Annotated in this window: 21 protein-coding genes, 3 tRNA genes and 1 pseudogene; 10 read left to right on the top strand and 15 right to left on the bottom strand. The window is 62.7% G+C overall.

Features of this window, described 5'->3' with window-relative positions; translation table 11 throughout:
* Positions 1-12 precede the first annotated feature (12 nt).
* Positions 13-276, top strand: a complete 264-nt coding sequence (locus ACMGE0_RS11805; protein WP_436816047.1) for a hypothetical protein — start codon at positions 13-15, stop codon at positions 274-276.
* A gap of 31 nt (positions 277-307) precedes the next feature.
* Here the strand turns inward: ACMGE0_RS11805 and ACMGE0_RS11810 are convergent, their stop codons facing one another.
* The 3 genes from ACMGE0_RS11810 to ACMGE0_RS11820 are packed head-to-tail and all read right to left on the bottom strand — an operon-like array spanning position 308 to position 5,767.
* Positions 308-3,580 carry an error-prone DNA polymerase gene (locus ACMGE0_RS11810; protein WP_436816048.1) on the bottom strand — a complete coding sequence of 1,091 codons (3,273 nt, stop codon included), beginning with the start codon at positions 3,578-3,580 and terminating at the stop codon, positions 308-310.
* On the bottom strand, positions 3,577-5,100 hold the full coding sequence (locus tag ACMGE0_RS11815; protein WP_436816049.1) for a DUF6504 family protein: 1,524 nt from the start codon (positions 5,098-5,100) through the stop codon (positions 3,577-3,579). The genes ACMGE0_RS11810 and ACMGE0_RS11815 overlap by 4 nt, the downstream gene beginning before the upstream one ends.
* A complete protein-coding gene (locus ACMGE0_RS11820; RefSeq protein WP_436816050.1) occupies positions 5,015-5,767 on the bottom strand; it encodes an ImuA family protein in 753 nt (250 codons plus the stop codon). Before ACMGE0_RS11820 ends, ACMGE0_RS11815 begins: the two co-directional genes overlap by 86 nt.
* 204 nt (positions 5,768-5,971) lie before the next feature.
* On the opposite strand from ACMGE0_RS11820, the gene ACMGE0_RS11825 reads away from it, so the two are divergent.
* The 4 genes from ACMGE0_RS11825 to ACMGE0_RS11840 are packed head-to-tail and all read left to right on the top strand — an operon-like array spanning position 5,972 to position 10,535.
* Complete coding sequence (locus tag ACMGE0_RS11825) at positions 5,972-6,982, top strand: SMODS domain-containing nucleotidyltransferase (protein ID WP_436816051.1); 1,011 nt, start codon at positions 5,972-5,974, stop codon at positions 6,980-6,982.
* Positions 6,979-8,658 (top strand): ThiF family adenylyltransferase, encoded by a 1,680-nt coding sequence (locus ACMGE0_RS11830; RefSeq protein ID WP_436816052.1) that lies wholly within the window; start codon positions 6,979-6,981, stop codon positions 8,656-8,658. Before ACMGE0_RS11825 ends, ACMGE0_RS11830 begins: the two co-directional genes overlap by 4 nt.
* Positions 8,648-9,118, top strand: coding sequence for a M67 family metallopeptidase (locus ACMGE0_RS11835; RefSeq protein ID WP_436816053.1), 471 nt, complete (start codon positions 8,648-8,650; stop codon positions 9,116-9,118). The genes ACMGE0_RS11830 and ACMGE0_RS11835 overlap by 11 nt, the downstream gene beginning before the upstream one ends.
* The gene (locus tag ACMGE0_RS11840; RefSeq protein ID WP_436816054.1) at positions 9,105-10,535 is read left to right on the top strand and encodes an SAVED domain-containing protein; all 1,431 of its coding nucleotides are present in this window, start codon (positions 9,105-9,107) and stop codon (positions 10,533-10,535) included. Before ACMGE0_RS11835 ends, ACMGE0_RS11840 begins: the two co-directional genes overlap by 14 nt.
* 33 nt (positions 10,536-10,568) lie before the next feature.
* On the opposite strand, the gene ACMGE0_RS11845 is transcribed toward ACMGE0_RS11840, so the two are convergent.
* The 9 genes and pseudogenes from ACMGE0_RS11845 to ACMGE0_RS11885 all read right to left on the bottom strand — a co-directional run bounded on the left by ACMGE0_RS11845 (position 10,569) and on the right by ACMGE0_RS11885 (position 18,321).
* Positions 10,569-11,564 carry a hypothetical protein gene (locus ACMGE0_RS11845; RefSeq protein ID WP_436816055.1) on the bottom strand — a complete coding sequence of 332 codons (996 nt, stop codon included), beginning with the start codon at positions 11,562-11,564 and terminating at the stop codon, positions 10,569-10,571.
* 21 nt (positions 11,565-11,585) lie between these two features.
* On the bottom strand, positions 11,586-11,948 hold the full coding sequence (locus tag ACMGE0_RS11850; RefSeq protein WP_436816056.1) for an XRE family transcriptional regulator: 363 nt from the start codon (positions 11,946-11,948) through the stop codon (positions 11,586-11,588).
* Between the two features lie 4 nt (positions 11,949-11,952).
* Positions 11,953-12,318: a type II toxin-antitoxin system RelE/ParE family toxin gene (locus ACMGE0_RS11855; RefSeq protein ID WP_436816057.1), complete on the bottom strand. Its 366-nt coding sequence runs from the start codon at positions 12,316-12,318 to the stop codon at positions 11,953-11,955.
* Positions 12,319-12,361: 43 nt separating this feature from the next.
* Positions 12,362-12,781, bottom strand: coding sequence for a thermonuclease family protein (locus tag ACMGE0_RS11860; RefSeq protein WP_436816058.1), 420 nt, complete (start codon positions 12,779-12,781; stop codon positions 12,362-12,364).
* Positions 12,778-14,031 (bottom strand): tyrosine-type recombinase/integrase, encoded by a 1,254-nt coding sequence (locus ACMGE0_RS11865; RefSeq protein WP_436816059.1) that lies wholly within the window; start codon positions 14,029-14,031, stop codon positions 12,778-12,780. Before ACMGE0_RS11865 ends, ACMGE0_RS11860 begins: the two co-directional genes overlap by 4 nt.
* Before the next feature lie 188 nt (positions 14,032-14,219).
* Positions 14,220-14,879, bottom strand: a pseudogene (locus ACMGE0_RS11870) (JAB domain-containing protein); the annotation flags it as partial.
* A gap of 1 nt (position 14,880) precedes the next feature.
* Entirely contained in the window at positions 14,881-15,717 is an 837-nt protein-coding gene (gene map, locus ACMGE0_RS11875; protein WP_436816060.1) for a type I methionyl aminopeptidase, read from the bottom strand.
* 25 nt (positions 15,718-15,742) lie between these two features.
* Entirely contained in the window at positions 15,743-16,462 is a 720-nt protein-coding gene (gene sfsA, locus ACMGE0_RS11880) for a DNA/RNA nuclease SfsA (protein ID WP_436816061.1), read from the bottom strand.
* A gap of 11 nt (positions 16,463-16,473) precedes the next feature.
* On the bottom strand, positions 16,474-18,321 hold the full coding sequence (locus ACMGE0_RS11885) for a PHA/PHB synthase family protein (protein ID WP_436816062.1): 1,848 nt from the start codon (positions 18,319-18,321) through the stop codon (positions 16,474-16,476).
* Between the two features lie 152 nt (positions 18,322-18,473).
* On the opposite strand from ACMGE0_RS11885, the gene ACMGE0_RS11890 reads away from it, so the two are divergent.
* From ACMGE0_RS11890 to recJ, 5 genes are all read left to right on the top strand, one after another.
* Positions 18,474-18,845 carry a hypothetical protein gene (locus ACMGE0_RS11890; RefSeq protein ID WP_436816063.1) on the top strand — a complete coding sequence of 124 codons (372 nt, stop codon included), beginning with the start codon at positions 18,474-18,476 and terminating at the stop codon, positions 18,843-18,845.
* Positions 18,846-18,964: 119 nt separating this feature from the next.
* Positions 18,965-20,182: an LL-diaminopimelate aminotransferase gene (locus ACMGE0_RS11895; RefSeq protein WP_436816064.1), complete on the top strand. Its 1,218-nt coding sequence runs from the start codon at positions 18,965-18,967 to the stop codon at positions 20,180-20,182.
* 62 nt (positions 20,183-20,244) lie between these two features.
* The gene (locus tag ACMGE0_RS11900; protein ID WP_436816065.1) at positions 20,245-21,564 is read left to right on the top strand and encodes a homoserine dehydrogenase; all 1,320 of its coding nucleotides are present in this window, start codon (positions 20,245-20,247) and stop codon (positions 21,562-21,564) included.
* Positions 21,565-21,726: 162 nt separating this feature from the next.
* The gene (locus ACMGE0_RS11905; RefSeq protein ID WP_436816066.1) at positions 21,727-21,945 is read left to right on the top strand and encodes a hypothetical protein; all 219 of its coding nucleotides are present in this window, start codon (positions 21,727-21,729) and stop codon (positions 21,943-21,945) included.
* A gap of 95 nt (positions 21,946-22,040) precedes the next feature.
* Positions 22,041-23,864 carry a single-stranded-DNA-specific exonuclease RecJ gene (gene recJ / locus ACMGE0_RS11910; RefSeq protein ID WP_436816198.1) on the top strand — a complete coding sequence of 608 codons (1,824 nt, stop codon included), beginning with the start codon at positions 22,041-22,043 and terminating at the stop codon, positions 23,862-23,864.
* A 33-nt stretch (positions 23,865-23,897) separates the two neighbouring features.
* Here the strand turns inward: recJ and ACMGE0_RS11915 are convergent.
* From ACMGE0_RS11915 to ACMGE0_RS11925, 3 genes are all read right to left on the bottom strand, one after another.
* Positions 23,898-23,971 (bottom strand) — tRNA-OTHER (locus ACMGE0_RS11915).
* A 54-nt stretch (positions 23,972-24,025) separates the two neighbouring features.
* A tRNA-Glu gene (locus ACMGE0_RS11920) sits at positions 24,026-24,100 on the bottom strand.
* 151 nt (positions 24,101-24,251) lie between these two features.
* Positions 24,252-24,326: transfer RNA gene (locus tag ACMGE0_RS11925), tRNA-Glu, on the bottom strand.
* Positions 24,327-24,338 lie beyond the last annotated feature (12 nt).

A 24,338-nucleotide genomic window follows, 5' to 3' on the forward strand; every position in this document is an offset into this window, starting at 1 on the left:
TCGCGGGCGGTCGTGCGGCGGACACATGGCGGCATATTGATCTATCAGGTGACGACTTTCGGTCTTCGGAGACCGAAGAGCGGGCGAATCAACGTGGAAGGCGTCGGCGATTTCTATATGAAGTCCGGCAAGAACTGCTGGGAGCCGACCGGTCAGACGCGTCTTGTCGTCCCGACGGACGAGGTTCTGGCTTGGGCCGAGCAGAATCCCCGCGGTCAGATGGGCGTCAGCATATACGCGGACGAGCCTTTCTGGCGGAAGCCGACCGCGAAGTAGCGGCCTGGCTGTATCGATTGCGGGCAGGGGATCACCGGAAATCCCGCGTCCTCACCTTGATCGTGTCGATGTGCAGGTCGGGGATGTAGATATCGCGCGTGCGGAGACCCTTGGGCGGCAGCTCACGCGGGTCGGGGCCAGAGCCGCCGTTGCGGACGTGGTCGCCGCGGCCATGCGGAACCGGGAAGTTGGCCTCGCGGCCACCGACGCTCGCGAGGTCGGCCGAGAGATCCGTCAATCTCTGCGCGACGAGGTGCACCACCTCGCCCTCGCGCTGAATTCGCCCGCGCACGGCCACCATGCCGGCTGACAGGATTGTCCGTCGGTTCTGCTCGAAAACCTTGGGCCAGACCACGAGATTGGCGATGCCGGTCTCGTCCTCCAGCGTGATGAACATCACGCCCTTGGCGCTGCCCGGGCGCTGCCGCACGAGCACGATGCCTGCGGCCTCCACCCACCGCCCGTCACGCGCCTCCATCGCTTCGGCGCATGAGACGATGTGGCGACGGCGCAGATCCTCGCGCAGGAAGCATACGGGATGGCTCCTGAGCGACAGACCGACATGGCGATAATCCTCGACGACTTCGCCGCCAGCGGTCATCGGCCGAAGGGGCACGACCGGCTCCTCGATCTCGGGAACGATCTCCGCCTCGCGCGCCGACGCTGCCGCAAAGAGAGGCAAAGGTTCGTCGCGTAGCGCTTTGATTGCCCACAATGCCTCACGGCGGGCAAGATCGAGGGCGGGCCGGAATGCATCTGCTTCGGCGAGCTGCACAAGCGCAGCCTGGGGCACGCCCGCCCGCCGCCAAAGATCGTCGACCGATGCGAACGGTTGGTCGGCACGGCCCGCTACAATCGCTGCGGCATGGGCATTGGCGAGACCGCGGACCATACGAAGACCCAGACGAACGGTGAAGCGGCTGTCGTCGTCCGTCGACTCCAACGTGCAGTCCCAGCGCGAGGCATTGACGCAGGGCGGCCGCACGTCGACGCCATGGGCAACAGCATCTCGAACAATCTGGGCCGGCGCGTAGAAGCCCATTGGTTGAGAGTTGAGCAAGGCCGCGCAGAACACGTCGGGATGCCAGCATTTGAGCCAGGCCGAGGCGTAGGCGATCAGCGCAAAGGAGGCTGCGTGGCTTTCCGGAAATCCGTAAGAGCCGAAGCCCTCGAGCTGCTTAAAGGTCTGTTCGGCGAATTCGCGCTCGTATCCATTGGCGACCATGCCGTCGATCAGCTTGGTCTTGAATGAGGACACCCCTCCAGTGAACTTGAAGGTCGCCATGGACTTGCGCAGCATGTCGGCCTCGCCGGGCGTGAAGCCTGCGCACTCGATCGCCACGCGCATGGCCTGCTCTTGGAAGAGCGGTACGCCGAGCGTCTTTCCGAGCACCTTTTCCAGCTCGGGCTTCGGGTAATGCACCGGCTCCAGCCCCTCGCGGCGGCGGAGATAGGGGTGCACCATATCGCCTTGGATCGGGCCCGGCCGGACAATCGCGACCTGGACGACGAGGTCGTAATAAGTCCGGGGCTTCAGCCGGGGCAGCATCGACATCTGCGCGCGGCTCTCGATCTGGAAAGTGCCGAGCGTGTCGGCCTTCCTGATCATCGCATAGGTGCGCGGGTCTTCAGCCGGGATGGTGGCGAGGTCGAGCTGAACGCCCTTGTGCTCGGAGAGGAGATCAAGCCCCTTTTTCATGCAAGTCAACATGCCAAGCGCCAGCACGTCGACCTTCATGAATTTCAGCGCATCGATGTCGTCCTTGTCCCATTCGATCACCTGCCGGTCGTCCATTCTGGCCGGTTCGATCGGGACGAGATCGTCGAGGCGATCATGCGTGAGCACGAAGCCGCCGGGATGCTGGCTGAGATGCCGCGGAGCGCCCATGAGTTGCCGCGCGAGATCAAGCGCCAGGCGGAGACGTCGGTCGGAGAGATTGAGGTTCAGCTCCTCGACGTGGCGATCAGCCACACCTTCCTCCGACCAGCCCCAGACCTGGCTCGAGAGCATGCGGATGAGATCTTCGGGCAGGCCGAGCGCCTTGCCTACGTCGCGCAGCGCGCCTTTCGTACGATAGCGTATGACGGTCGAGCATAGCGCTGCATGATCACGGCCATAGGTGTCGAACACCCACTGCATGACGATTTCACGTCGCTCATGTTCGAAATCAACGTCGATGTCGGGCGGCTCGCGCCGCTCTTCCGAGACGAACCGCTCGAAGAGCAGGTCGTTTCGACCTGGATCGATGCTGGTGATGCCGAGCACATAGCAAACCGCGCTGTTTGCCGCCGAACCGCGCCCTTGGCACAGGATGTCCCTCGATCGCGCGAACCTGACGATCGAGTTCACCGTCAAGAAGTAGGGTGCATAACCCAGCTTCTCGATCAGCCGTAATTCATGCTCCAAGGTGGCCCGAACGCGGTTCGGCAGACCTTCGGGATAGCGCGCCGCGGCGCCTTCCCAGGTTAGCTTCTCGAGCGTCTGCTGGGGCGTCAGGGATGGATCGTCGCGCTCTTCCGGATATTGGTAGGCGAGTTCGTCGAGGGAGAAGCGGCAGCGTTCGACGATCTCCACCGTGCGCGCCAAGGCTTCGGGATAGCGGCTGAACAGCCGGTGCATTTCCTCCGGCGGCTTGAGGTAGCGGTCGGCGTGCCGTTCCCGCCGATCGCCGAGCTCGTCAATGGTGACGTTGTGGCGGATGCAGGTGACGACGTCCTGCAGGATACGGCGGCCCGGCTCGTGGAACAGCACGTCGTTGGTCACAACCGTTGGCACGCGCATCTGCGTGGCCAAATTCGACAGCTCGTGCAGGCGAAGTTGATCGTTCGGCCGTCGACGGAGCGTCAGGGCCATATAGGCGCGATCTCCAAAGACTTCGCGAAGGCGGCGCAGGCGCATCCCGCACTCGCCGTCTGCGAGGTCCGGCACGAGAACGGCGATGAGCCCATCACCGTAGGCAATAAGGTCGCTCCATTCGAGGTGGCATTTGCCTTTGCCGGCGCGTCCCTTGCCGAGGGTGAGCAGTCGGCACAGTCGGGAATAGGCGGGCCGGTCCGTTGGATAGACGAGCACCGACATCCCGTCGGCCAGGTCGAGGCGGCATCCGACTACGAGGCGTACGCCCGTGGTCTTGGCTGCTTCGTGGGCGCGAACGATGCCGGCAACCGAATTCCGGTCGACTACGGCGAGTGCTTCGATACCCTGCAGCGCTGCCTGCGAGAACAGCTCTTCAGCCGAGGACGCGCCGCGAAGGAAGCTGAAATGGGAGGTGATCTGGAGTTCGGCGTAGCGGGGTTTCGTCATCCGAACACCCCATGCAGAAACCAGCGCTGCGATCCGGTCGCGGCGTCCTCGCCGTCGCCGGCGCGATAGACCCAGTAGCGCTCGCCGGCGTCATCCTCGATCCGGAAATAGTCGCGGACAGCCACGAGTTCGGCGTCGCGCTTCCACCATTCCCCGAACACGCGTTCCGGGCCATCGGCGCGCTTCACGCGACGGCGAATGCCGCGCCAAGTGAAGGAGACCGGCGGATGGTCGGGGAGCAACGCGACCGTGTCGATCGGCTCCGGCCGGGGCAACAGGCGTGAGGGGCGCGGCCAGTGGCCCGGCCATGTTGCGCCGGTATCGGGCGCCATGGCGGGAATTCGGCCGACAGAGCGTTCAGGCACATCACTAGAGACGGGTGCCGCGCGATAGATCGCGCGCTCGCCGACACGGTTGGCGAGCGTATCAATGAGGTCGGAAATATCGTGTGTGGTTTCCTCGATCAGCGAATTGACCGTCTGTTTTTGGGCAAGCGGCTCGGCGACAGCGGCAGCGAGCGTCATCACCTCGATGCCGAAGCCTGGATCAATCGTCTCGATCTTGTCGCAGAGCAGGCGAGTCAGTCGCTTTACGTCGCGCACCGGCACCGCCATTCCGACGCGGAGGGCCTGCTGATGGTTGTCGACGCGGTGGCAGATGAGGTCGAGGCGGCGAGCGCCCAAGCCCCGTTCCTCGAGTTCGTGGCAGAGCTGGGTGACGAGCTTGCCGATGTAGCGGGCGATGGTTTCCGCCGCACCGATCGGCTCGGGGAAAGAGCGGCGCACTTCGACGAGGTCGGGCGAGCGGACAGGCTCGATCGGCTCGGCGAGCGCGCCAAGCGCCTGGTCGATGCGGCGGCCAAGTTCCGGTCCGAACCGCAAGGTGAGCGGGGCGCGTGGCTGCGCGAGGAGGTCGCCTATTCGCTCGAAGCCGAGGACGCGCAGGTCTGCGGACATCGACGCCGGCATGCGGAGCGCCTCCAGCGGAAGCGGCGCCAGCACAGATGCGCCATGGCCGGGCGGCGCGATGATGCTCGGCAGCGCGGCGTAACGAGCAAGCGCATGCGCGGCGCCCCAGCTGTCGGCGATCGCCGCACGTGCCGTGACGCCGGACATGGCAAGCCGGCCGACCAGTGCCTCGAGCATTACCACTTCGCCACCATGGAGATGATCGGTGCCTGTCGAGTCGACGACGATACCGTCCGGCGCGTCCGAGGCGACCACCGGCGCGAAGCGCTGGAGGATCCAGAGCGCCAGGCGGTCCAACACCTCAGCGTCCTCGACCGGCTCTGCATCCTGAATGGTGAGGCCAGGCACTAGGACCTGCGCCTTCGCGACCGGCATGCCGACGCGAAGCCCGGCGGCGTGCGCCGCGGCATCCGCCGCAGTCACGATCCGCCTGTTTCCCTCCCGGCCTATCAAGACGAGCGGCGCCTCAGCCGGAGGCGCCGCGTCGCCAGCCTTCCGCCGCAGCCGGTCGGTTGACCAGTTCGGCAGGAAGAGCGAGACGACCCGTGTCATCGCACGCCTCCAATTCGAAATCTGCACTTTCACCCGCGCGAGCCCGAATGAGCTCGACCAGCCAGCGGTGGTGGCCGACGCCTGGGACGGGCAGCGGCGTCGACGGCAGAACCGAGACGCGCCACCGCGTCGTAGCCGCAGTCGGCTGACCGAAGTCGGCCGCCTCCGTCTGTCGCCGCCAGCGCCGAAGGGCAATCCCGATCGAGCCGGCGCCCTCTGCCGCGAGTTGCAGTCGGCGCGAGGCGGTCATCGACAGACGCGCCACCTCAGCGACGACGGCGCCGAGACCGCCGTGGCGCAGCCCTTCCTCCATGCAGGCCAGCACGGTCTTATCATCGCCGGCTTCCACATAGATTACGCGATCCGGCAAGAGACCTGCCTGGGCAAGCGCCGGCGCGAAGAGATCGGGCCTGGTGATGCACCAGAGCACCTTGCCCCTCGTGCGCGCAGCAATGCCCGCGGCGAAGAGCGCGGCGGCCGCACCGTCTATTGCGCCATTGCCGCCGCCTGCAACCTCATGAAGGGCACCAAGAGTAAGACCGCCGCCGGGGAGTCGTGCATCTACCTCGGCGACTCCGAAGGGAAGCACCGACTTGGCGCGTCGATTCCGGCCTTCGATCTTCGCGATCTGCACGCGCAACGACTCTATGGCGGGCTCGGGCCGCAAGCTCCTTTTTGACCTCCTGGAACGGGACGGGTAGCATGTTCTGCATTTGTTCTATCTTTCGGCGCGAGGAGTCAAGACGCCTTTTTGCGCGAGACATGCACCCCGGAGGAATGTTGGGTACAACGAAGCGATCTTCGGTACATCCCCTTGTGCTTAGAACACAAATATACACATGATATAGTAGGTGCGACCTGGGCAGGGCTTATGATGGTTCCGAACACGCGATTCAGCGAATTGCTGCAAGACATTGAGCCGAGCACGACGACGAAGGAGAGGGCGTCCGGCGGACATACTGGCGTGCGTGACCATTTGCGGACGCAAGCAAAGTTTAAGGACCGTTACGTATCGAGCTTCCTCTCCGGTAGTTACGCTCGCGATACCTCAATTCGACCGCGCAGATCTGAAGACGGAGAGGAGAGGCCTGACGTCGATATTATCGTTGTGACGAATTTCAGTACGAGCGATCATCCAGACTTTGTCTTGAGCGAAGTGTGTCGTGCGCTCGAAGACGGCGGCGACGGCTACAAGGTGGAGAGGATTAATAAGCGCTCTGTCCGTGTCGAAACCTGGCAGGCGGACATGGATGTCGTTCCGGTGATTGAAGCCTGGAACGGCTACTACATTGCCGATCGCGAGACCGGCGAATGGAAATACACCAATCCGCCTGAGCACACACGCTGGAGCTCTGCCCAGAACGATCGGTTTGGCAAACGCTTCAAACCGCTGGTGAAGCTACTCAAGTGGTGGCGGCGCATCAATCCCAGCGGCAAGCGGCCGAAGGGCTTCGTCCTGGAGGTTCTGACGGCGATGCACGCGCCGACGGATCAGACCCATTATGGAGAGGCGTTCACTCAGCTCCTGGAGAATATCTACGGCGCCTATGGCTTCAGCGCGTCTCTCGACCAGAAGCCGGTCGTCCCCGATCCCGCCAACCCTTCCAACGATATTCTTGGGAAGGTGTCGCTCACCCAGTGGAAGGATTTCGTCGAAAAGGTAAGGGTCTACGCTGACATCGCCCGGCGAGCGCAGAACGCGGACGACATGGACGAAGCAACCCGCCAGTGGCGCCGGGTGTTCGGTGATCGCTTCAGAGCCACCGTCGCTCCGGCAAAGGCCGCGGGATACAGCGGCTTTGCAGCGGCGGCGGCGCCGGCTGCCAGTTACACCTTCCCGAACGCCATGGCGGCACCGAGCAAGCCGCGTGGTTTCGCTTGAAGTTCTGGTGGGCGATCGATAGCAGCCGCCTCGGCAAAGAACGCAGCGCCGTCGAGGAAGTCGCGACGTCGGAAGGCTGGTTCACCCTTACGCGCTGGTGCTTCCACGAGGGAATGTTTTGTGCCGTCGGCGTGATCAAGGCACACGGGCACGACTATCCCATAAGGCTCGTCTATCCAGATCAGTTTCCCGAGGTTCCCGCATGGGTGGAGCCGCAGGAAGATGCGCGCTGGACCACGCATCAATACGGCACGGGCATCCTTTGCCTCGAACTGCGCCCCGACAACTGGGTTGCAAGCGCGACAGGAGCCGATGTTCTGCGCAGCGCGTACAATCTTCTCCAGAAGGAAGATCCTCTCGGGACTGGAGGCGAGCGAGCGCCATCGGCCCACACCATCGGTGAGGTGCAATCCTATGGTTGGGGCGCCAATCCCGTTCTCATCGGCGCAGGCTGTCGTGAGCGGGTTGGCAGAGGCGAGGCAGCGGAGATCAAGGCGCTACGGTGGATGGCGACCGACGATATTTGGCCGATCCTCGTATGCGATGCCGATGATCGAGCGTCGGCTTGGCGACCGCCGGGATCGGACATCTATACGTGGCGCGTTGAGCTGCCCGTGTACGTCTCATTCAATGCTGCACCGTCAGACGAGGTCGAGCGCGCAGCACTCATCGAACTCGCCGGCTTTCCCGAGGAGATAGCAACATATCTGCTCGGTGCAACGTCGGCACTCATCCTGTTCAGCGGCGGTACCGAGCTCGTTGCGTTTCATTTGCTGAACGACGGCGGCCCACATAAACGACAGATATTCGTCCTGCCGGATGATCGCGGCGTACGCTCTGGCCGTACGGATGCGGCACAGGGAAAGCAGGTGGCGATAGTAGGGGCGGGGTCCGTCGGATCCAAGGTGGCCGAGGTGCTGCTCCGGTCAGGCATCAGTCGGCTGACCCTTGTTGACGGCGATGTACTGCTTCCATCGAACCTGGAGCGCCATGCACTCGATTGGCGTGACGTGGGGTTTCGAAAAGTTCATGGGCTGAAGCGCCGATTGCTCCAAATCGCCCCCGGGGCGGACATCACAGCCGTCGATAGCAATCTAAATTGGCAACGATCGGCGAAGACCCACGCTTGGCAGGTCGAGGCGATTGGCGGATGCGATCTGATTATCGACGCGACGGGTGACCCCGGCACCGCGCTTTTTTTGGGCGCCGTGTCGGATGCCAATCGTCGGCCGTTCGTATCAGTTGAAGTCTTTGAAGGTGGCATCGGCGGCCTGGTCGCAACGTCGCTTCCTGAGCGCGATCCTCCATACGCAGAGGGCAGAGCGGCATTTCTGGCGTGGTGCGACGAGCAAGGCGTTAAACCGCCCGAATCCGGGCGACGGCGCTATGAGGCACTCGCTGAAGATGGAACTCCGTTCGTTGCGGATGACGCTGCGGCGACGATGACGGCGGCTCATGCCGCTCGGGTGGTTTTAGATATTCTCGATGGAAAGCCGGCGCCGATTGACTCCGCCTGGCTGCTGCTTGGCTACAGCAATGCATGGAAGTTCGACGGACACGGTCATACGATCCGCCTCAGCGTCGGTGCCCGTCGCCAAAGCGACGAAGCTGGTGACGATCCAGAGGCCCGAGACTTCGCCGTCAAGCTGTTCAAGGAATGGCTTGATGAAAGTTAGATTGGCGCGCGGTGAGATCGAGAAACTTGTCGCGGCGCTCAAACGGGCCGGGACGAGGGAGATCGGTGGCCAGTTGTTCGGCGAACAACTGGCGCCCTCGGATTTCCTGGTTACGAACCTGACGATTCAAGCGCGGCCGGGGACGTTCGCCCGCTTTTTCGTTGACCTCATCCAAGCGGCGCGTGACGCGATCAGATTCTTCGATCAGACGGAGCACAGATACACACGATACAATTACATCGGAGAGTGGCACAGCCATCCCAGCTTCGCCGTGCAGCCGAGCGGCACTGATATCGAGACGATGCGCACGCTCGTCCGAGACGGTGAATTTAAGGGCTCGTTCGCGGTCCTGATGATTGTTCGTCTCGATGTGGAGACCGTGGCGTCGGGTGCCTGGGTTTTTGATCCGCGGGGACGGGAGAGCGCAATCACATTGGAGATGGACGTTGAACGGCAATAGTGGTCTGCCGACATTGACCGATGCAAAGGGCCTCGGTGGTGTCATTGCACAAGAGGGTTTTGACTATCAGCTCTGGGACGGACTCGCGCGACTGCCGGCCTGGCTCGCAAATCCATCTTTCGAACAGATGATCTTCGAGGGGCTGGAGGATCTCGAGGCGCGCTTCTTTGCGCCCCATGCCCCCGCCGGTCATCTGTTGGAGCGATATCAAGCGAAGAGCGCCGTCCTCGCACCCGGAGAAGTGGCGGAGGTATTCAAATCGTTTCAGACGTTCGAGACCTCCTTCCCTCAGGTTGCCCGAGTTCAGACGCTGGTGACGCCGCAATTGCCGAAGACCGTGAGTTGGCTGGGGCGCGATCCATCGCGCGTTCGGCGAGCGCGCCCGTTCTACGCGCCGTTCTCTGGCATAGCGGCGGCAAGCGATGAGAAACTGAAGGATGACCTGATCGCCACATATGGTGAGAAGTTAGGGACCTTCGTGTTTGATGCGGTCGAGGTGAATGAAAGAAACCTGCCGGACAGAGACAGCGGTCTTCAGGCCTTCGGTGTGGCGCTCGGCCGATCATTTCCAAGCCTCGACATTTCGTCGCGTCGGATCGAGCAGGCATTTGAAGCACTGAGTAGCTTGGCCCGCCGCAACGTCGGGATCCCACTTCTGCGCGGCGTGTTGATTAAGACTATCGACGAGGCGCTGGGACAACGCCTTCCGTTGCCGGAGGCTTATCCTCTCCTTGTTCGCTCTGACCGAAACGAACAGGACGAAACCGCTCTCGAAATCGATGCTTGCGCATTCTCGCGGGGTGCAGCGCCCTATCCGGACGTGCACGAATGGCGCTCAGATCTGCTTCTGCCGCTTGATCGGACTGCGCGGTGGTTGCGGCAGCGAGGTGTTTCTCGCGTTGCTTTGAGTGGGTCTTATCGATTGACGACAGCATTGTGCCTGGGTTGGTCCTTACGCTCTGCGATTGGTTTTGAGCTGGAGATCCCGACAAGGGAGGGATCCTGGAGAACTGACGATCGGCCCGCACCGGGAACGGCGATGCCGACATGGCGATCGGTCGAGCCCGCGGGGTTTGAAGGCGGTGACCTCGTCGTCAGCGTGGGCGTGCTGCGTGACCCTTCCATTGATCTTGCAGCGACCGCGAACGTGGCGCCCGGGGCCGTGGTGGCGCTTTCGCTTGCCGAGCCGATCACGTCGGCTGCGGCCGCCCAGGCCAGCGTGTCGTTCGTTAAACGGACGGTTGACGCTGCCGTCGCTCGTTTTCGGCCAGCGACGATAAGGCTCTATCTTGCCGGTCCTGCGGCCTTCGCGGTCGCGCTCGGACATCGGTGGAATGGAATGCCGGTCACTCAGCTGCATGAGTTTGATGCGGCGGCGCGGTGCTATGAGCCGACTGCGCGGTTGGAGGCGCTTTGACGGGGCAGCCCAGGGGCAATGGGCATTCTAGGTTCACTCGAAGATATCGACCCACATCGGCGTTTCGGGAGACCGCCGGCATATGATCTTGTAGGTGCTGGCTGCTTCCACGACCGAGTCATTCAGCACGAAGAATTCGCTGAATTCCTCCCACTGACCCGTTCGCTCAAATAGGGCGCGTACACGCTCGTGAAGCGCCTCGAACCAATCGTGCAGGCCCAACTCCTCGAGCTTATCCGCGAGGCGGCCTTCAGTATCGTAGATGTCGACGCCCACTCCGTCGGCGTGACCGAAAAGGTATCCCGAGAACTTCATGACGCTCCCGATCGAGCTAAGTACCGCATCGACGACGAGCTCGAGATCGCCATCCGACCAAAACTGGTCCTTGGCGGCGCGTATGCGCTCGTCGGCGCGCTCCAAAGCTGTGATTACCGTGTCGCGATAGCCGTCAATGAGAGTGGGATTGAGCGGCGCGCTCCACCGGGATGCGAAGTACTCGTCCCAGCAGGCGTTGCTGTGGCGATAGAGGATAGAGGCGTAGCCGTCCTCGATAGGCTGCAACATCACGCCGGGCAGAGCTGCCTCGACAATGAGGTGGCAGCCGACGTGGCTAAGCTCGTGGGCGATCGTATGGACGGCAACGCCGCGATCTTCTTCGCTGTCGCCGATCAACGCATACGCAAACCAGGCGCTCATAACGACCCGAGTCTTGATGACGCCATCTCGAACGACCGTTGGCGACATTGCCACGCCAACACCGAAATCCTCTTGGGTCGCGGTGAGGGGGCCATTGGCGCCAAACCCTCGGTCAAGCTCAGCGAGCGCTGCAGCGTAATCATTGGCGAAAGTAAAGCCATCCAGCCGCCCAAGCGGAAGGTAACGGCTCATCGCGGCTACAACCGCACCCACCTGTGGAGCGATACGCTCCGCGGTCTCCTGGTCCGCGCAATCCCTGAAGCTGATTTGATAGTCGGGAACACCAGACGACGTTTCATCTTCTGTTGCTACTTGTTCGAGCTGTTCCGTCATCGTCCCCCCCAGTGGCAGCCTCTAGCGTCTTGCGGAGCCGCGGCGCGCGGAAGTATGAGACGAAGAGCGAGCCAGGTCTCCGAGAGAGTGGATCGTTACCGGGGGACGGGAAGGGAGCTTCACCGTCAGCTCTAGCTTGCCACCGACCGCCTCGACATAGCTGCGCAAGGTCGAGAGATACATATCGGCTTGGTTCTCGATCTTTGACACCGAGGGTTGTTTGATATTCAGCGCCATCGCGACATCCTCTTGCGCCTTGCCAGCGATTTGGCGCAACTCTCGGAGGCCTTCGACTTCCTGCTTCAGGTCATTATAACGGGCCTCGATCTGCTCCTGCTGGTCGCGGGGCAGCGAAGCTATGACTTCATCCAGGCTCCGTCCCATAGGATCATCCCTTATTTCCGGATTTCAGGCTTTCCAGATGGTCGGAAAACCGGCTATCCGCCTTTGCGATAAGCTGCTTGTAGAAGCGCTTCTGGCTGACGCCAGACTTGTCACCCGCGACCAGGAGGATCGCCTTCCGTTCCGGGTCGAAGGCGAAGGCTGCGCGCCATTCACCGTCGGCGGCCGAGAAACGCATCTCCTTCATGTTGGCATGTTTCGAGCCTTTGAGCGTGTCGACATATGGCCGACCAAGCTGCGGGCCGTACTCGGCAAGCAGCTTCGCGACGGCCAGCAATTCGGTCTGGACCCAGCGCTCGAAAGCCAGAAACTCCGCCTCGAAGGCGTCATGCAGCCTGACGTCCCAGTTCATATAGCTTCCAAGCTATGTCGGGTCAAGAGTGAACGTGCCGGCATCAGTTGCCACTCGCGAGGACACCGGCCCGGCGAAGGAGGTCTCCAATACTGTCGTGGCCAATCCGGCAGCGCGCGATCACGCGGTCAAATGAGACGACGCGGCCGCTGCGGCCGCGTTCGGCAGTGCATATGACCTGGCGATGGAGCGCGACGCGCTCGAGCGCCGCTTTAGCCGCGACGCCGTCAGCTTGATGAAGCTCGGGCGCGTCGAAATCGGCGAGGCGGACCTCGATCCACTCTTTGGGATCGGCCGTCGTGCCAACGCAGAGACCATCCCCGTCACCAACATACCGGACCGTGCCGGAGAAGCGCGCTCCGGCTTGTGCCGGCAGAGGAGCCTCGCATGGATCTGCATGGGCAGGGGCGGCCGAGATGAAAAAGGCAAACGCGCCTGCAAGGAGAAGGGACGGGCGGCTCACGCGGCCTCCTTCAATGTGCTGCTCTTCTTCTTCGTTTTCAGCAGCGCCCGGACGAACTTGTCCCATTTCGCCATGGCGGCGCGCTTCTCGGGCATATAGTTCCAGCGATCGTAGCTCTTAGAGCTGACGTCCTGCAGCGTGTGGTTCTGCAAGCGGTCCCGGATTTCCTTGGAAAGGCCGGCTTTGCCGGCGAGCGTTTTCCATGTCCGTCGCAGATCGCGGTTGGTGACGTAAGGAATGACCTCACGGTCCCTCTGGCGCCACATGAACGCATAGAGGGTGCCGTGGCTCACCGGCTTGGACGGGTCGGTCGCCGAGGGGAAGAACCAGCCGTGAGCACTGGGGGTTATCGACTCGATAAGCTCGGCCGCGATTGTCGGCACCGGGATCGCGTGCGGTTTCCCGTTCTTCGTCTTTGACCAATCGATGATGCGTTCCTTCGCGTCCCACTGGTCGACGTGTAGGCGGGCGATCTCCTCGACACGCTGCCCCGTCAGCATCAGAATCCTCACCGCGCGGGTGTATGGCGGGTGCACCGGGGTGTCGGGGCATTCGAGCCAGCGGTAGAGCCGCAGGAATTCATCCTCGTCGAGCCAGCGCGTCCCGACCTTCTTGGGTTCGGTCGGTATGCCTGCGGCAGGATTGTAGACGAGACGGAAGCGACGCGCGGAGGCCGAGCGGTAGTCGTGCTCCGATTTCAGGCCCCAACTGTAAGCCGACCGAATGTAGCTTCGCACATGATCCGCCATCGAGCGCTTGCCGCGTTCATAGATGGGGCGCAGGATCGCCGTGATCTCGTCCGGTTCGATGTCGCGGGCGGGCCGGTTACGCCCGAGCGTGTCGGCGATCTTGTTAAGGCCCTTCTCCGCCTCCTTCCAGGACGACTTCTCCGCGCCCTTGAGGTACGCGACATAGGCCTCAAAGAGGTCGGCGACAGTGCCCGGCCGCGTGTCGCCAGCGATCTTGATGCTGCGGCCTTTCTGGATCATCGCCGCGAAATCGCGGTTGAACACCTCTCGTGCCTTGCTCAGCGGCATCGAGGGATATGATCCGAGCTTCTTCTTGATGCGCTTCTGATCGCGCCACTGCTGGGCCATCCAGTCGGCGGTGACTCGGGTCGGCATCGGCTTCATCACGAGGACGAGGCGCCCCGTTCCGTGTCCCTCGCCATCGACGAGGCTGAGCTGTTTTCCGGTCTGTTCGACCTCTTTCAGGGCGCGGCGAATTTCTCCATCGGTAAGGCTTGGCACTGGGGTTCTCCATCGGCTTCCAAGTGGGGTCGCCAGACGGGTTTGTGGGGTCGGCGACTGGGGTCAAAAAGGGCTTCAATCCCCTTCGAACCGACCCCACTATGCCATGGTATCCGACTCTACGACAACCCCGAAAAGCCTTATGAATCAGCGGTATCTAGCGTGATCCAGCGTGATCAAAAAGGGCGAGTAGGATGGTTATGCACTAAGATAATCGCGGTGGCGGAAAGCTCCAGCGCCCGGCGCACCACCTCGCGCGGATAGACGGGCGTATGGTCGACCGTGCCGCGGCCCTGCACCTCGTCGGCGATCAGCGCGTTGCGTTTGTCCAGGAAAAGGATGCGGAACTGTTCGCGGGATTCGTAGGCCATGGCCGCGTGGCAGTAGTCGATCACCGACGACCAGGACGAGAGCACCTGCTTGCCGCGCAGCTCGCTTTTGAGCATCCGCTGGCCGACGGTGGAGACGAGCTTCAGGTCGAGCGCGACGGTCTCGCCGACGCCCTTGACCTCCTGCAGCAGTGCAGCCGGCGCGCCGAACACGCCGGCGAGCGTCCCGAAGCGATCGAGCAGAGCCTTGGCGATCGGCTTGGTGTCGCGGCGCGGGATCAGCCGGAAGAGCAGCAGCTCAAGGATCTCGTAGTCGGCAAGCCCGGTGTCGCCATGGTCGCGGTATTTGGTCCGGAGCCGCTCGCGATGGCCGTGATAATGGGCCGCCGGCTCCTCCTTTGCAGGAGCTGCGGATTTCTGGATGGCCTTCGGCTTTGAGAGTTGTTCGGCGAAAAAGCCGCGCTCGTCCTCCAGAAGGGAGGCTTGTTCGTCCGGCGGCGGGGCTGGACGCTTGGCCATATTACCTCGAAAGCGGCGGCAGGCCGGGCCGGTCGAGGCCCGCGGGAGAAAGCGTGAAAACCTCGCAGCCCGTCGCCGTAACGCCGACGGCATGCTCGTATTGAGCAGAGAGCGAGCGGTCGCGGGTGACCGCGGTCCAGCCGTCGGAGAGCACCTTCACATGCGGCTTGCCGAGATTGATCATCGGCTCGATGGTGAAGATCATGCCTTCCTTGAGTTCCGGGCCTTCGTCGGCGCGGCCGTAATGCAGGATGTTCGGGGAATCGTGGAAGAGCCGGCCGACGCCGTGGCCGCAGAAATCGCGTACCACCGAGCAGCGTTCGGCTTCCGCATAGGTCTGGATCGCTTCGCCGATCGCGCCGGTGCGGGCGCCGGGCTTCACCGCGGCGATGCCGCGCAGCAGGCATTCATAGGTCACTTCGAGCAGGCGTTCGGCGGCGCGCTTGATCTGGCCTACGGGGTACATGCGGCTCGAATCTCCGTGCCAGCCGTCGAGGATGTAGGTGACGTCGATATTGACGATATCGCCTTCGCGAAGCGGCTTCTCGTCCGGAATGCCGTGGCAGACGACGTGGTTGATCGAGGTGCAGGTGGATTTCGTGTAGCCGCGATAGTTGAGCGTCGCGGGCAGCGCGCCGTGATCCATGCCGAATTCGAAGACGAAACGGTCGATCGCATTGGTGGCGATGCCGGGCTTGACGATTGCCGCAAGCTCGTCGAGGCAGCGTGCCGTGAGCAGGCTGGCCTTGCGCATGCCGGCAAAGTCTTCAGGAGTGTAGAGCCGGATCGCGCCCGTATTCTTCAGGGGGGCGGAAACCGCCTCGATGTAGTTGACCATGGTTCGTCTCTCGCAATTCCTCCGTTCATAAAGCAGCAGGCCCCGGTTCGTCTATCGTAACTAGCCCCGAAGGGACGATTTCCTCCGGCGAAACGCGGCAGCGGATGGCATAGGCTTCTACGCCGCGGGCTTTCGCACGTTCGAATGCGAGCGCGTAAAGCGGATCGAGATCGGCGCAGATCCGGAAATGCGAGCAGTCGTGCCGCTGGATGAGATAGATCATCACCGCCCGGTGACCGGCCTCGACCATGTCGCCGAGTTCTTCGAGATGTTTGGCGCCGCGCTTGGTGACCGTATCGGGAAATTCGGCGAGCTGAGGCTCCCGGCTGAAATGCACGTTCTTCACTTCCACATAGGCGTCAGGCAGGCCTTGGCCCGAAAGCAGAAAGTCGATGCGGGAATTGCGGCCGTAGCGTTGCTCGCGCAGGATCGTTTCATAACCGGTGAGACTCGCGATCAATCCGGCGCGGATCGCTTCTTCCGCAAGCCGGTTCGGCAGGCCGGTATTGATCCCGACCATCTCGCCGTCCACCTCGATCATTTCGAACATGTGCCGGTATTTGCGGGTCGGACTGTCGTGCAGAGAGACCCATATCCTGGAGCCGGGGGCGGTCAGCCCGTGCATCGATCCGGTATTCGGGCAGGAACCGGTGAAGGGCATGCCGTCTTCAAGGATTGCGTCGAAAAGGAAGCGCTTGTAGCGTTGCAAGAGTGTCGCGGGAACGAGCGGCGGATCGAAGCGCATCGGGTGACAGTTCAGACGCGGGCAAGCACATAGGTGCCGGGTGCGTCGGCAATCGCGTTGAGCGCCGAGCCGCCGGGCTTGCGGGCCGGTACGCGTTCGTCATCCTTCGCTTCGATCCAGGCGTGCCAATGCGGCCACCAGGAGCCCCTGGTCTCCTCGGCCTTTTCCATCCAGTCCTCGAAACTGCCCTTGGCCTTGCCGCCGGTCCAGTACTGGTACTTCTGCTTGTCGGGCGGGTTGACTATGCCGGCAATATGGCCGGATCCGGTCAGCACGAAATCCACCGGCCCGCCGAACAGCGCCGAGCCGAGGAAGACGGATTTCGGCGGCGCGATATGGTCCTCGCGGGTGGCGAGATTGTAGACGGGGATCTTGATGTCCTTCAGCGAGATCGTCTTGCCGCCGAGCTGCATCTCGCCCTTGCTGAGATTGTTGTTGAGATAGCAGTTGCGCAGGTAATAGGCGTGGTTGGCCGCCGCCATGCGCGTCGAGTCGGAGTTCCAGTAGAGCAGGTCGAAAGGCGGGGGCTCCTGGCCGCGGAGGTAGTTGTTCACGACATAGGGCCAGATGAGCTCCGTAGCGCGCAGCATGTTGAAGGCCATCGCCATCTTCGAGCCTTCGAGATAGCCGACTGCGTTCATCTGCTTTTCGATCGCCGCGATCTGCTCCTCGTCGACGAAGACCTTGAGGTCTCCGGCATAGGTGAAATCCACCTGGGTAGTGAGGAAGGTGGCCGATGCGACGCGGCGGTTCTTTTCCTTGGCGTGACAGGCGAGGGTGGCCGCAAGCAGTGTGCCGCCGACGCAATAGCCGACCGCGTTGACCTGACGTTCGCCGGTCGCCTTCTCGATCGTCGTGAGCGCGAAGTCGATCCCCTCGCGCATGTAGGATTCCCAATCCTTTTTTGCGTGGCGCTCGTCCGGATTGACCCAGGAGATGACGAAGACCGTATGGCCCTGGTCGACGCACCACTTGATGAAGCTTTTCTGCGGGTTGAGGTCGAGGATATAGAACTTGTTGATCCACGGCGGCACGATCATCAGCGGCCGTTTGAGCACCGTCTCGGTCGAGGGCTCGTACTGGATGACCTCGCAGACCTCGCTCTGGGCGATCACCTTGCCGGGCGTGAGCGCAAGGTTATGGCCGATCGCGAATCTGGTCGCATCGGTGTGGCGCAGCCGCAGTTCGCCGCCGCCGGCGACGATGTCCTCGGCGAGCATCTTCATGCCCGCGACCAGATTGGCTCCGTGGGTGGCGACCGTCTCCCGATAGACTTCCGGATTGGTGATCGCGAAATTGACCGGCGAAAGCGCGGCGGTGATCTGCTTCACGTAGAAGGCGGCCTTATGCCTGGTGTGTTCGTCGAGCCCTTCGGCGTCGCTGACGAGCTTCTCGGCCAAGGAGGCGGTGACGAGATAGACCTGTTTCAGAAAAGCGAAGAACGGGTTCTTCACCCAGTCCTCGTCGGCGAAACGCTTGTCCTTCGGCGCCGTATTCGGTTCGGGCTCCGCCGGCTGTCCGGAAAACTGGCTCAAGCTGCGTACCCAGATGTCCATATAGCTGGAGAAGAGCAGCGTCTGCGCCTCCAGTGTCCGCTTCGGGTCGGAGATCCAGTATTCGGTGACCTTGGAGAGCGTTTTCACGAGATCGACGATCGGGTCGGCGACCGAATCGGCAATCTCGCCGCGCTCGCGGGGGCCGAGCCATTCGGAGGCCGCCTTGCCGAGATTCTCGAGCGCGCGGGCGAAATTCATCGCGAGCGCCTGCGGGTCCTTGACCATGTAGGCCTCGACAGACTTGGGGTCGAAGCCCGGAAATCCTTCCCCGGTCTGCCCCTTGTCCCCGGTCTTTTCCACCACGCACGTTCTCCCAGTGAACTGCCGTCTGTTTTCGTTTGTACATTGTGCCCGAAAGCGAATACAAGTGCCAGCGATCGGCGCTTTCCGGTGAATGTCGCCGGCGCGGAAACTGGGTTACGGAAATGGAAAAACTGCGGCATCGGATCGGCAACTTGGCGTTTTTTATCGCTCTCGGCGCGTTGCCTCTATTGACCGGCTGCAACAGCAACAGTTTCGCGCTGGATGACGGTATTCCAAGCACGCCTCCGCCGGCCGTCGTCGTGCAGTCCAGGACCGCGCCGCCGCCCGGCCCGCTGGCGGTCCGGAAGACCGGCGCCTATCCGACCTTCGATCCGACGCTGACGGCCGCCGCCGAGCAGATCGAGGACCAGGACTATCAGAAGACGGAGCCCAGGCTTGCCGCACTCGCCCGGGCTCGCCAGAACGGCTCGATCTCGGAAGCCGAATATCAGCGCCGGGTCGCCGAATATCGCAGGCTTGCCGCCGAGCACGGCAACGACGCTCTGGCCGATATCGCCAGATAAAAACATCTCAAATAGCGCTTGCGTTTCGGCCCGTTTGGTCGCAAAGCACAAATCGCCTAAGATGCGCCACGAAGCAGCGCAATGACGCGTGCTTTCCGCATCTATTTTTCGAGGGAGCCATGGAAGAGTTTCATAAAGTCCGGCGTCTGCCGCCCTACGTTTTCGAACAGGTCAACCGTTTGAAGGCGAGCGCGCGAGCGGGCGGCGCCGACATTATCGATCTCGGCATGGGCAATCCCGACCTTCCGACGCCGAAAGCGATCGTCGACAAGCTGTGCGAAGTGGTGCAGGATCCGCGCACCCACCGTTATTCCTCATCCAAGGGCATTCCGGGTCTGCGTCGCGCCCAGGCCGCCTATTATGCCCGCCGCTTCGGCGTGAAGCTCAATCCCGAGACGCAGGTCGTCGCGACCCTCGGCTCCAAGGAAGGTTTCGCCAACATGGCGCAGGCGATCACCGCGCCGGGCGACGTCATCCTCTGCCCGAACCCGACTTATCCGATCCATGCCTTCGGTTTCCTGATGGCGGGCGGCGTGATCCGTTCCATGTCGGTCGAACCGGACGAGAGCTTCTTTCCGCCGCTCGAGCGCGCAGTGAAGCACTCCATCCCGAAGCCGCTGGCGCTGATCCTCAACTATCCGTCCAATCCGACGGCCCATGTCGCGTCGCTGGATTTCTACAAGGACGTCGTAAGCTTTGCCCGTAAGCACGACATCATCGTGTTGTCGGACCTCGCCTATTCGGAAATCTATTTCGAAGGCGATCCGCCGCCGTCCGTGCTGCAGGTGCCGGGTGCGATCGACGTCGCCGTCGAATTCACCTCCATGTCGAAGACCTTCTCCATGCCGGGCTGGCGCATGGGCTTCGCCGTCGGCAACGAGCGGCTGATCTCGGCTTTGACGCGCGTGAAATCCTATCTCGATTACGGCGCCTTCACGCCGATCCAGGTGGCCGCCACCCATGCGCTGAACGGCGACGGTTCCGATATCGCGGAGGTCCGCAATATCTACAAGCGCCGCCGCGACGTCATGGTCGACAGCTTCGGCAAGGCCGGGTTCGAAGTGCCGCCGCCGGCCGCGACCATGTTCGCCTGGGCGAAGATCCCGGAAAAGTTCCGTCATCTCGGATCGCTCGAATTTTCGAAGCTCCTCGTCGAGAAGGCGGATGTCGCCGTGGCGCCGGGCGTCGGCTTCGGCGAAATGGGCGATGATTACGTCCGTCTGGCGCTCGTCGAAAACGAGCATCGCATCCGCCAGGCGGCCCGCAACATCAAGAAGTTCCTTTCGACGGCCGACGACACGATGCACAACGTGATCTCGCTGAACGCCCACCGCTGATCGGATCATATTTCGGGCGGCCCGGCCGGGCCGCCGCTTTTCAGAAGACCAGGAAGAATAGCATGGCAGACGCCCTCAAAGTCGGTATTGCGGGTCTCGGCACGGTGGGTGCCTCTCTCGTCCGGATCATCCAGACCCGCGCGAACGAACTGACCGTCACCTGCGGCCGGGCGATCGAGATCACGGCGGTCACGGCCCGCGACAGGAACCGCGACCGCGGCATCGACATTTCCGGCATCACCTGGTTCGACACGCCGGAGAAGCTGGCGGCGGAAGCCGATATCGACGTCTTCGTGGAACTGATGGGTGGCGCCGAAGGTGCTGCCCCAAACTCCGTGCGTGCCGCGCTCACCCGCGGTCTCCATGTGGTGACCGCAAACAAGGCGCTGCTGGCCAGCTCCGGCGTCGAGCTTGCCAGGATCGCCGAGGAAAAGGGCGCGCTCCTCAATTTCGAAGCCGCGGTTGCCGGCGGCATTCCAGTCATCAAGGCGCTCCGCGAGTCCCTGACCGGCAACACGGTGTCGCGCGTCTACGGCATCATGAACGGCACCTGCAACTACATCCTCACCCGGATGGAGAAGGAGGGCCTCTCCTTTGCCGATTGCCTGAAGGAGGCGCAGCGTCTCGGTTATGCCGAAGCCGATCCGGCCTTCGACATCGAGGGCAACGACACGGCCCACAAGCTGGCCATCCTGACGACGCTCGCCTTCGGCACGGAGATCGCCGCCGACGAGATCTATCTCGAAGGCATCACCAATATCTCGATCGAGGACATCCATGCGGCGGCCGATCTCGGCTATCGCATCAAGCTCCTGGGCGTTGCCCAGCAGACCGACAGCGGCATCGAGCAGCGCGTGCATCCGACCATGGTCCCGCATGATTCGGTGATCGCCCAGGTCGACGGGGTGACCAATGCGGTGGCGATCGAATCCGACATTCTCGGCGAGCTCCTGATGGTCGGCCCCGGCGCCGGCGGCGATGCGACCGCCTCTGCGGTGCTTGGCGATATCGCCGACATCGCCAAGAGCCGTCCGGGTGCCCAGCGCGTGCCCGTTCTCGGAACGCCGGCCGCGGCACTTTCGCCCTATAAGCGCGCCCGCATGCAGAGCCACGAGGGCGGTTATTTCATCCGCCTGACGGTCGCCGACCGTACCGGCGTCTTCGCCAGCATCGCCGCGCGCATGGCGGAAAACGCGATCTCGCTCGAATCGATCGTACAGCGCGCCAAGCCGGATTCCGAGGACACGGCGAAGACGATCATCCTCGTCACTCATGCGACGACGGAGGATTCGGTCCGCAAGGCGGTCGATGCGATCAAGCGGGAAAGCTATCTTGCCGGCGAACCGCAGGTGATCCGCATCGAGCGGCCCAAGGCTTTCTAGGTCCCATCGAGAAAACGGCCGGCTCCCCGCCGGCCTTTTCGTTTTGGCGGTGGGAATGACGCATTCTGGAAAAAGCCATCATGAAGATTTCGTGACTAGCCGCGCGGGATCGTCCGGCATAGACTGGCCGGTGCAATCACCACAGCGAGGGGAGGCGCTTTCGTGATCACCATGAATACGGGGAAAAAGGCCTGCCGGCTGGAACTCGGTGAAGCCGGCGGCAAGTCATTAGGGTCGCGGACCTTGCATCTGGTTCATGCGAACGATCAGGAAAACGGCGACGATTTCGAAGGGCGGCGGAACTGGACGTTCATGCTCGTCCTGTTTGCGTCCGTTGTGGCGGGTCTGAGCAGTTCGGCGGCCGTCTGGTCTCTTTTCTGACGAAAGCCGAAAGATACGGGGCAGTATCCACAGGGGATTTCCTGAGACCGATTCCGGTTTTGATTCGAATCCGCTAAAAGCGGTCGATGACCAGAATGATCTCCGCACTGTCCTCGACGGCGGAGGCGGTTGATCCCGTCCCGCGCGCATTCCTGAGTGTTGAGCGCTCCGCAGGCGATCAGCGCTGGGTCTCGCGTCTCGATCAGGCGGCGCAGAACCGCGCGCTGGCGATCGCCCAGGTCCATGGCATTCCCGATCTCGTCGCCCGCGTGTTGGCCGGCCGCGGCGTTTCGCTGGACGACGCGCCGGCCTTCCTCGATCCGACGATCCGCGCGCTGATGCCGGAACCCTTCACGCTGACCGATTGCGAAAAAGCGGTGAACCGGCTCGCCGACGCCGTGGCGCGGCGCGAGAAGGTGGCGATCTTCGGCGATTACGACGTAGACGGGGCGGCGTCCTCGGCCCTGCTTTATCGCTTCCTGCGGCATTTCGGTGTCGAAGCGGAAATCTACATTCCCGACCGCATTTTCGAGGGATACGGCCCCAATCCGGCGGCCATCCGCCAGTTGATTGCCAATGGCGCGGGTCTGATCGTCACGGTCGATTGCGGTTCGACCAGCTTTGATGCACTTGCAGCTGCTCGCGACGAGGGCTGCGACGTCGTCGTCATCGACCATCACCAGCTCGGCCACGAACTGCCGCCATGCCTGGCGCTCGTCAATCCCAACCGCGAGGACGATCTTTCCGGCCAGGGCCACCTCTGTGCTGCCGGCGTCGTCTTCATGGTCCTGGTGGCTGCCGCGCGTCATCTGCGCCAGACTGGCGATCCCCGCGCGAAATCGCTCGACCTGCTGGCCTGGCTGGATCTCGTGGCGCTCGCGACCGTCTGCGACGTCGTTCCGCTCAGGGGCCTCAACCGTGCCTACGTGGTCAAGGGGCTGATGGCGGCGCGCCATATGGGGAACGCAGGTCTGTCCGCACTCTTCCGCAAGGCGGGCCTGGGCGGACCGGTGACGCCCTATCATTTCGGTTTCCTGATCGGCCCGCGGATCAATGCGGGCGGGCGGATCGGCGATGCGGCGCTGGGCAGCCGGCTGCTGACGCTCGACGATCCGGTCGAGGCCGAAGAGATCGCCGGACGGCTCGACGAACTCAATCGTGAGCGACAGGCCATGGAAGCCGCCATGCTTGCCGAAGCGGAAGCCGAAGTGCTTGCCGAATACGGAACGGGCGAGGGGGCTTCGGTGATCGTGACCGCGCGCGACAACTGGCATCCCGGCATCGTCGGTCTGATCGCCGCGCGGCTCAAGGAGAAGTTCAAGCGGCCGGCCTTCGCGATCGCCTTTGATCCTTCCGGCAAGGGCACCGGGTCCGGCCGCTCGATCAACGGTTTCGACATGGGCCGCATGGTGCGGGCCGCCGTCGAGGCCGGGCTGCTCGTCAAGGGCGGCGGCCATGCCATGGCTGCGGGCCTGACGGTGGAGCGCGCCAATCTCGGCCGCCTGCGGGCCTTTTTTGAGGAGATGGCCGGTGAAAGCGTGCCGGGCCTGGTTGCCAATCACGTGCTGAAGATCGACGGCGCTCTCTCCGCCTCCGGCGCGACGCTGGAACTCTTCGACCAGCTCGAACAGGCGGGGCCCTACGGGTCCGGTCATGCCCAGCCGGTCTTCGCCATCCCGGCCCACCGCCTGAAGGATGCCCGGCTCGTCGGCACCGCGCATGTCAAGGTGACGCTGGAGGCCGCCGACGGTTCGCGGCTCGACGGGATCGCCTTCCGTGCAGCCGAGACGCCGCTTGGAAACATGCTGCTCAATTCGCGGGGCGCCCAAATCCATGCCGCCGGATGCCTCAGCGCCGACCAATGGCAGGGGAACAGGCGAATCCAGCTTCGCCTTCTCGATGCGGCGAAGGCGTCTTAAGAGCTGTCATTCGGCTTTTAAGAGGGGAGGAAGTGGTACGCCCAACGGGACTCGAACCCGTGTTACCGCCGTGAGAGGCGGCGTCCTGACCGCTAGACGATGGGCGCCTGCTGACGATCAAGAACCATACTATGAAAACATGGAATGCAAAAGAAGTCGAATGGCACGCCCTAGGGGAGTCGAACCCCTCTTTCCAGAATGAAAATCTGGCGTCCTAACCGATAGACGAAGGGCGCGTGCGGTGAGCGCCCTTATAGTGAGGGCGATGATTTCCCGCAAGCGCAAAATGCAAGTTTTTGCTGTTCGCACACGCAAAAAATCACGTACCGGAACGCGCTCGTCCAAAAGCGGATAAGAAAACAAAAACAAAAGCTTGGAGAAGGAGAATGGCACGCCCTAGGGGAGTCGAACCCCTCTTTCCAGAATGAAAATCTGGCGTCCTAACCGATAGACGAAGGGCGCGTGCGGTGAGCG

This window comes from Neorhizobium descurainiae (assembly GCF_051400715.1).
Classification (GTDB): domain Bacteria; phylum Pseudomonadota; class Alphaproteobacteria; order Rhizobiales; family Rhizobiaceae; genus Neorhizobium.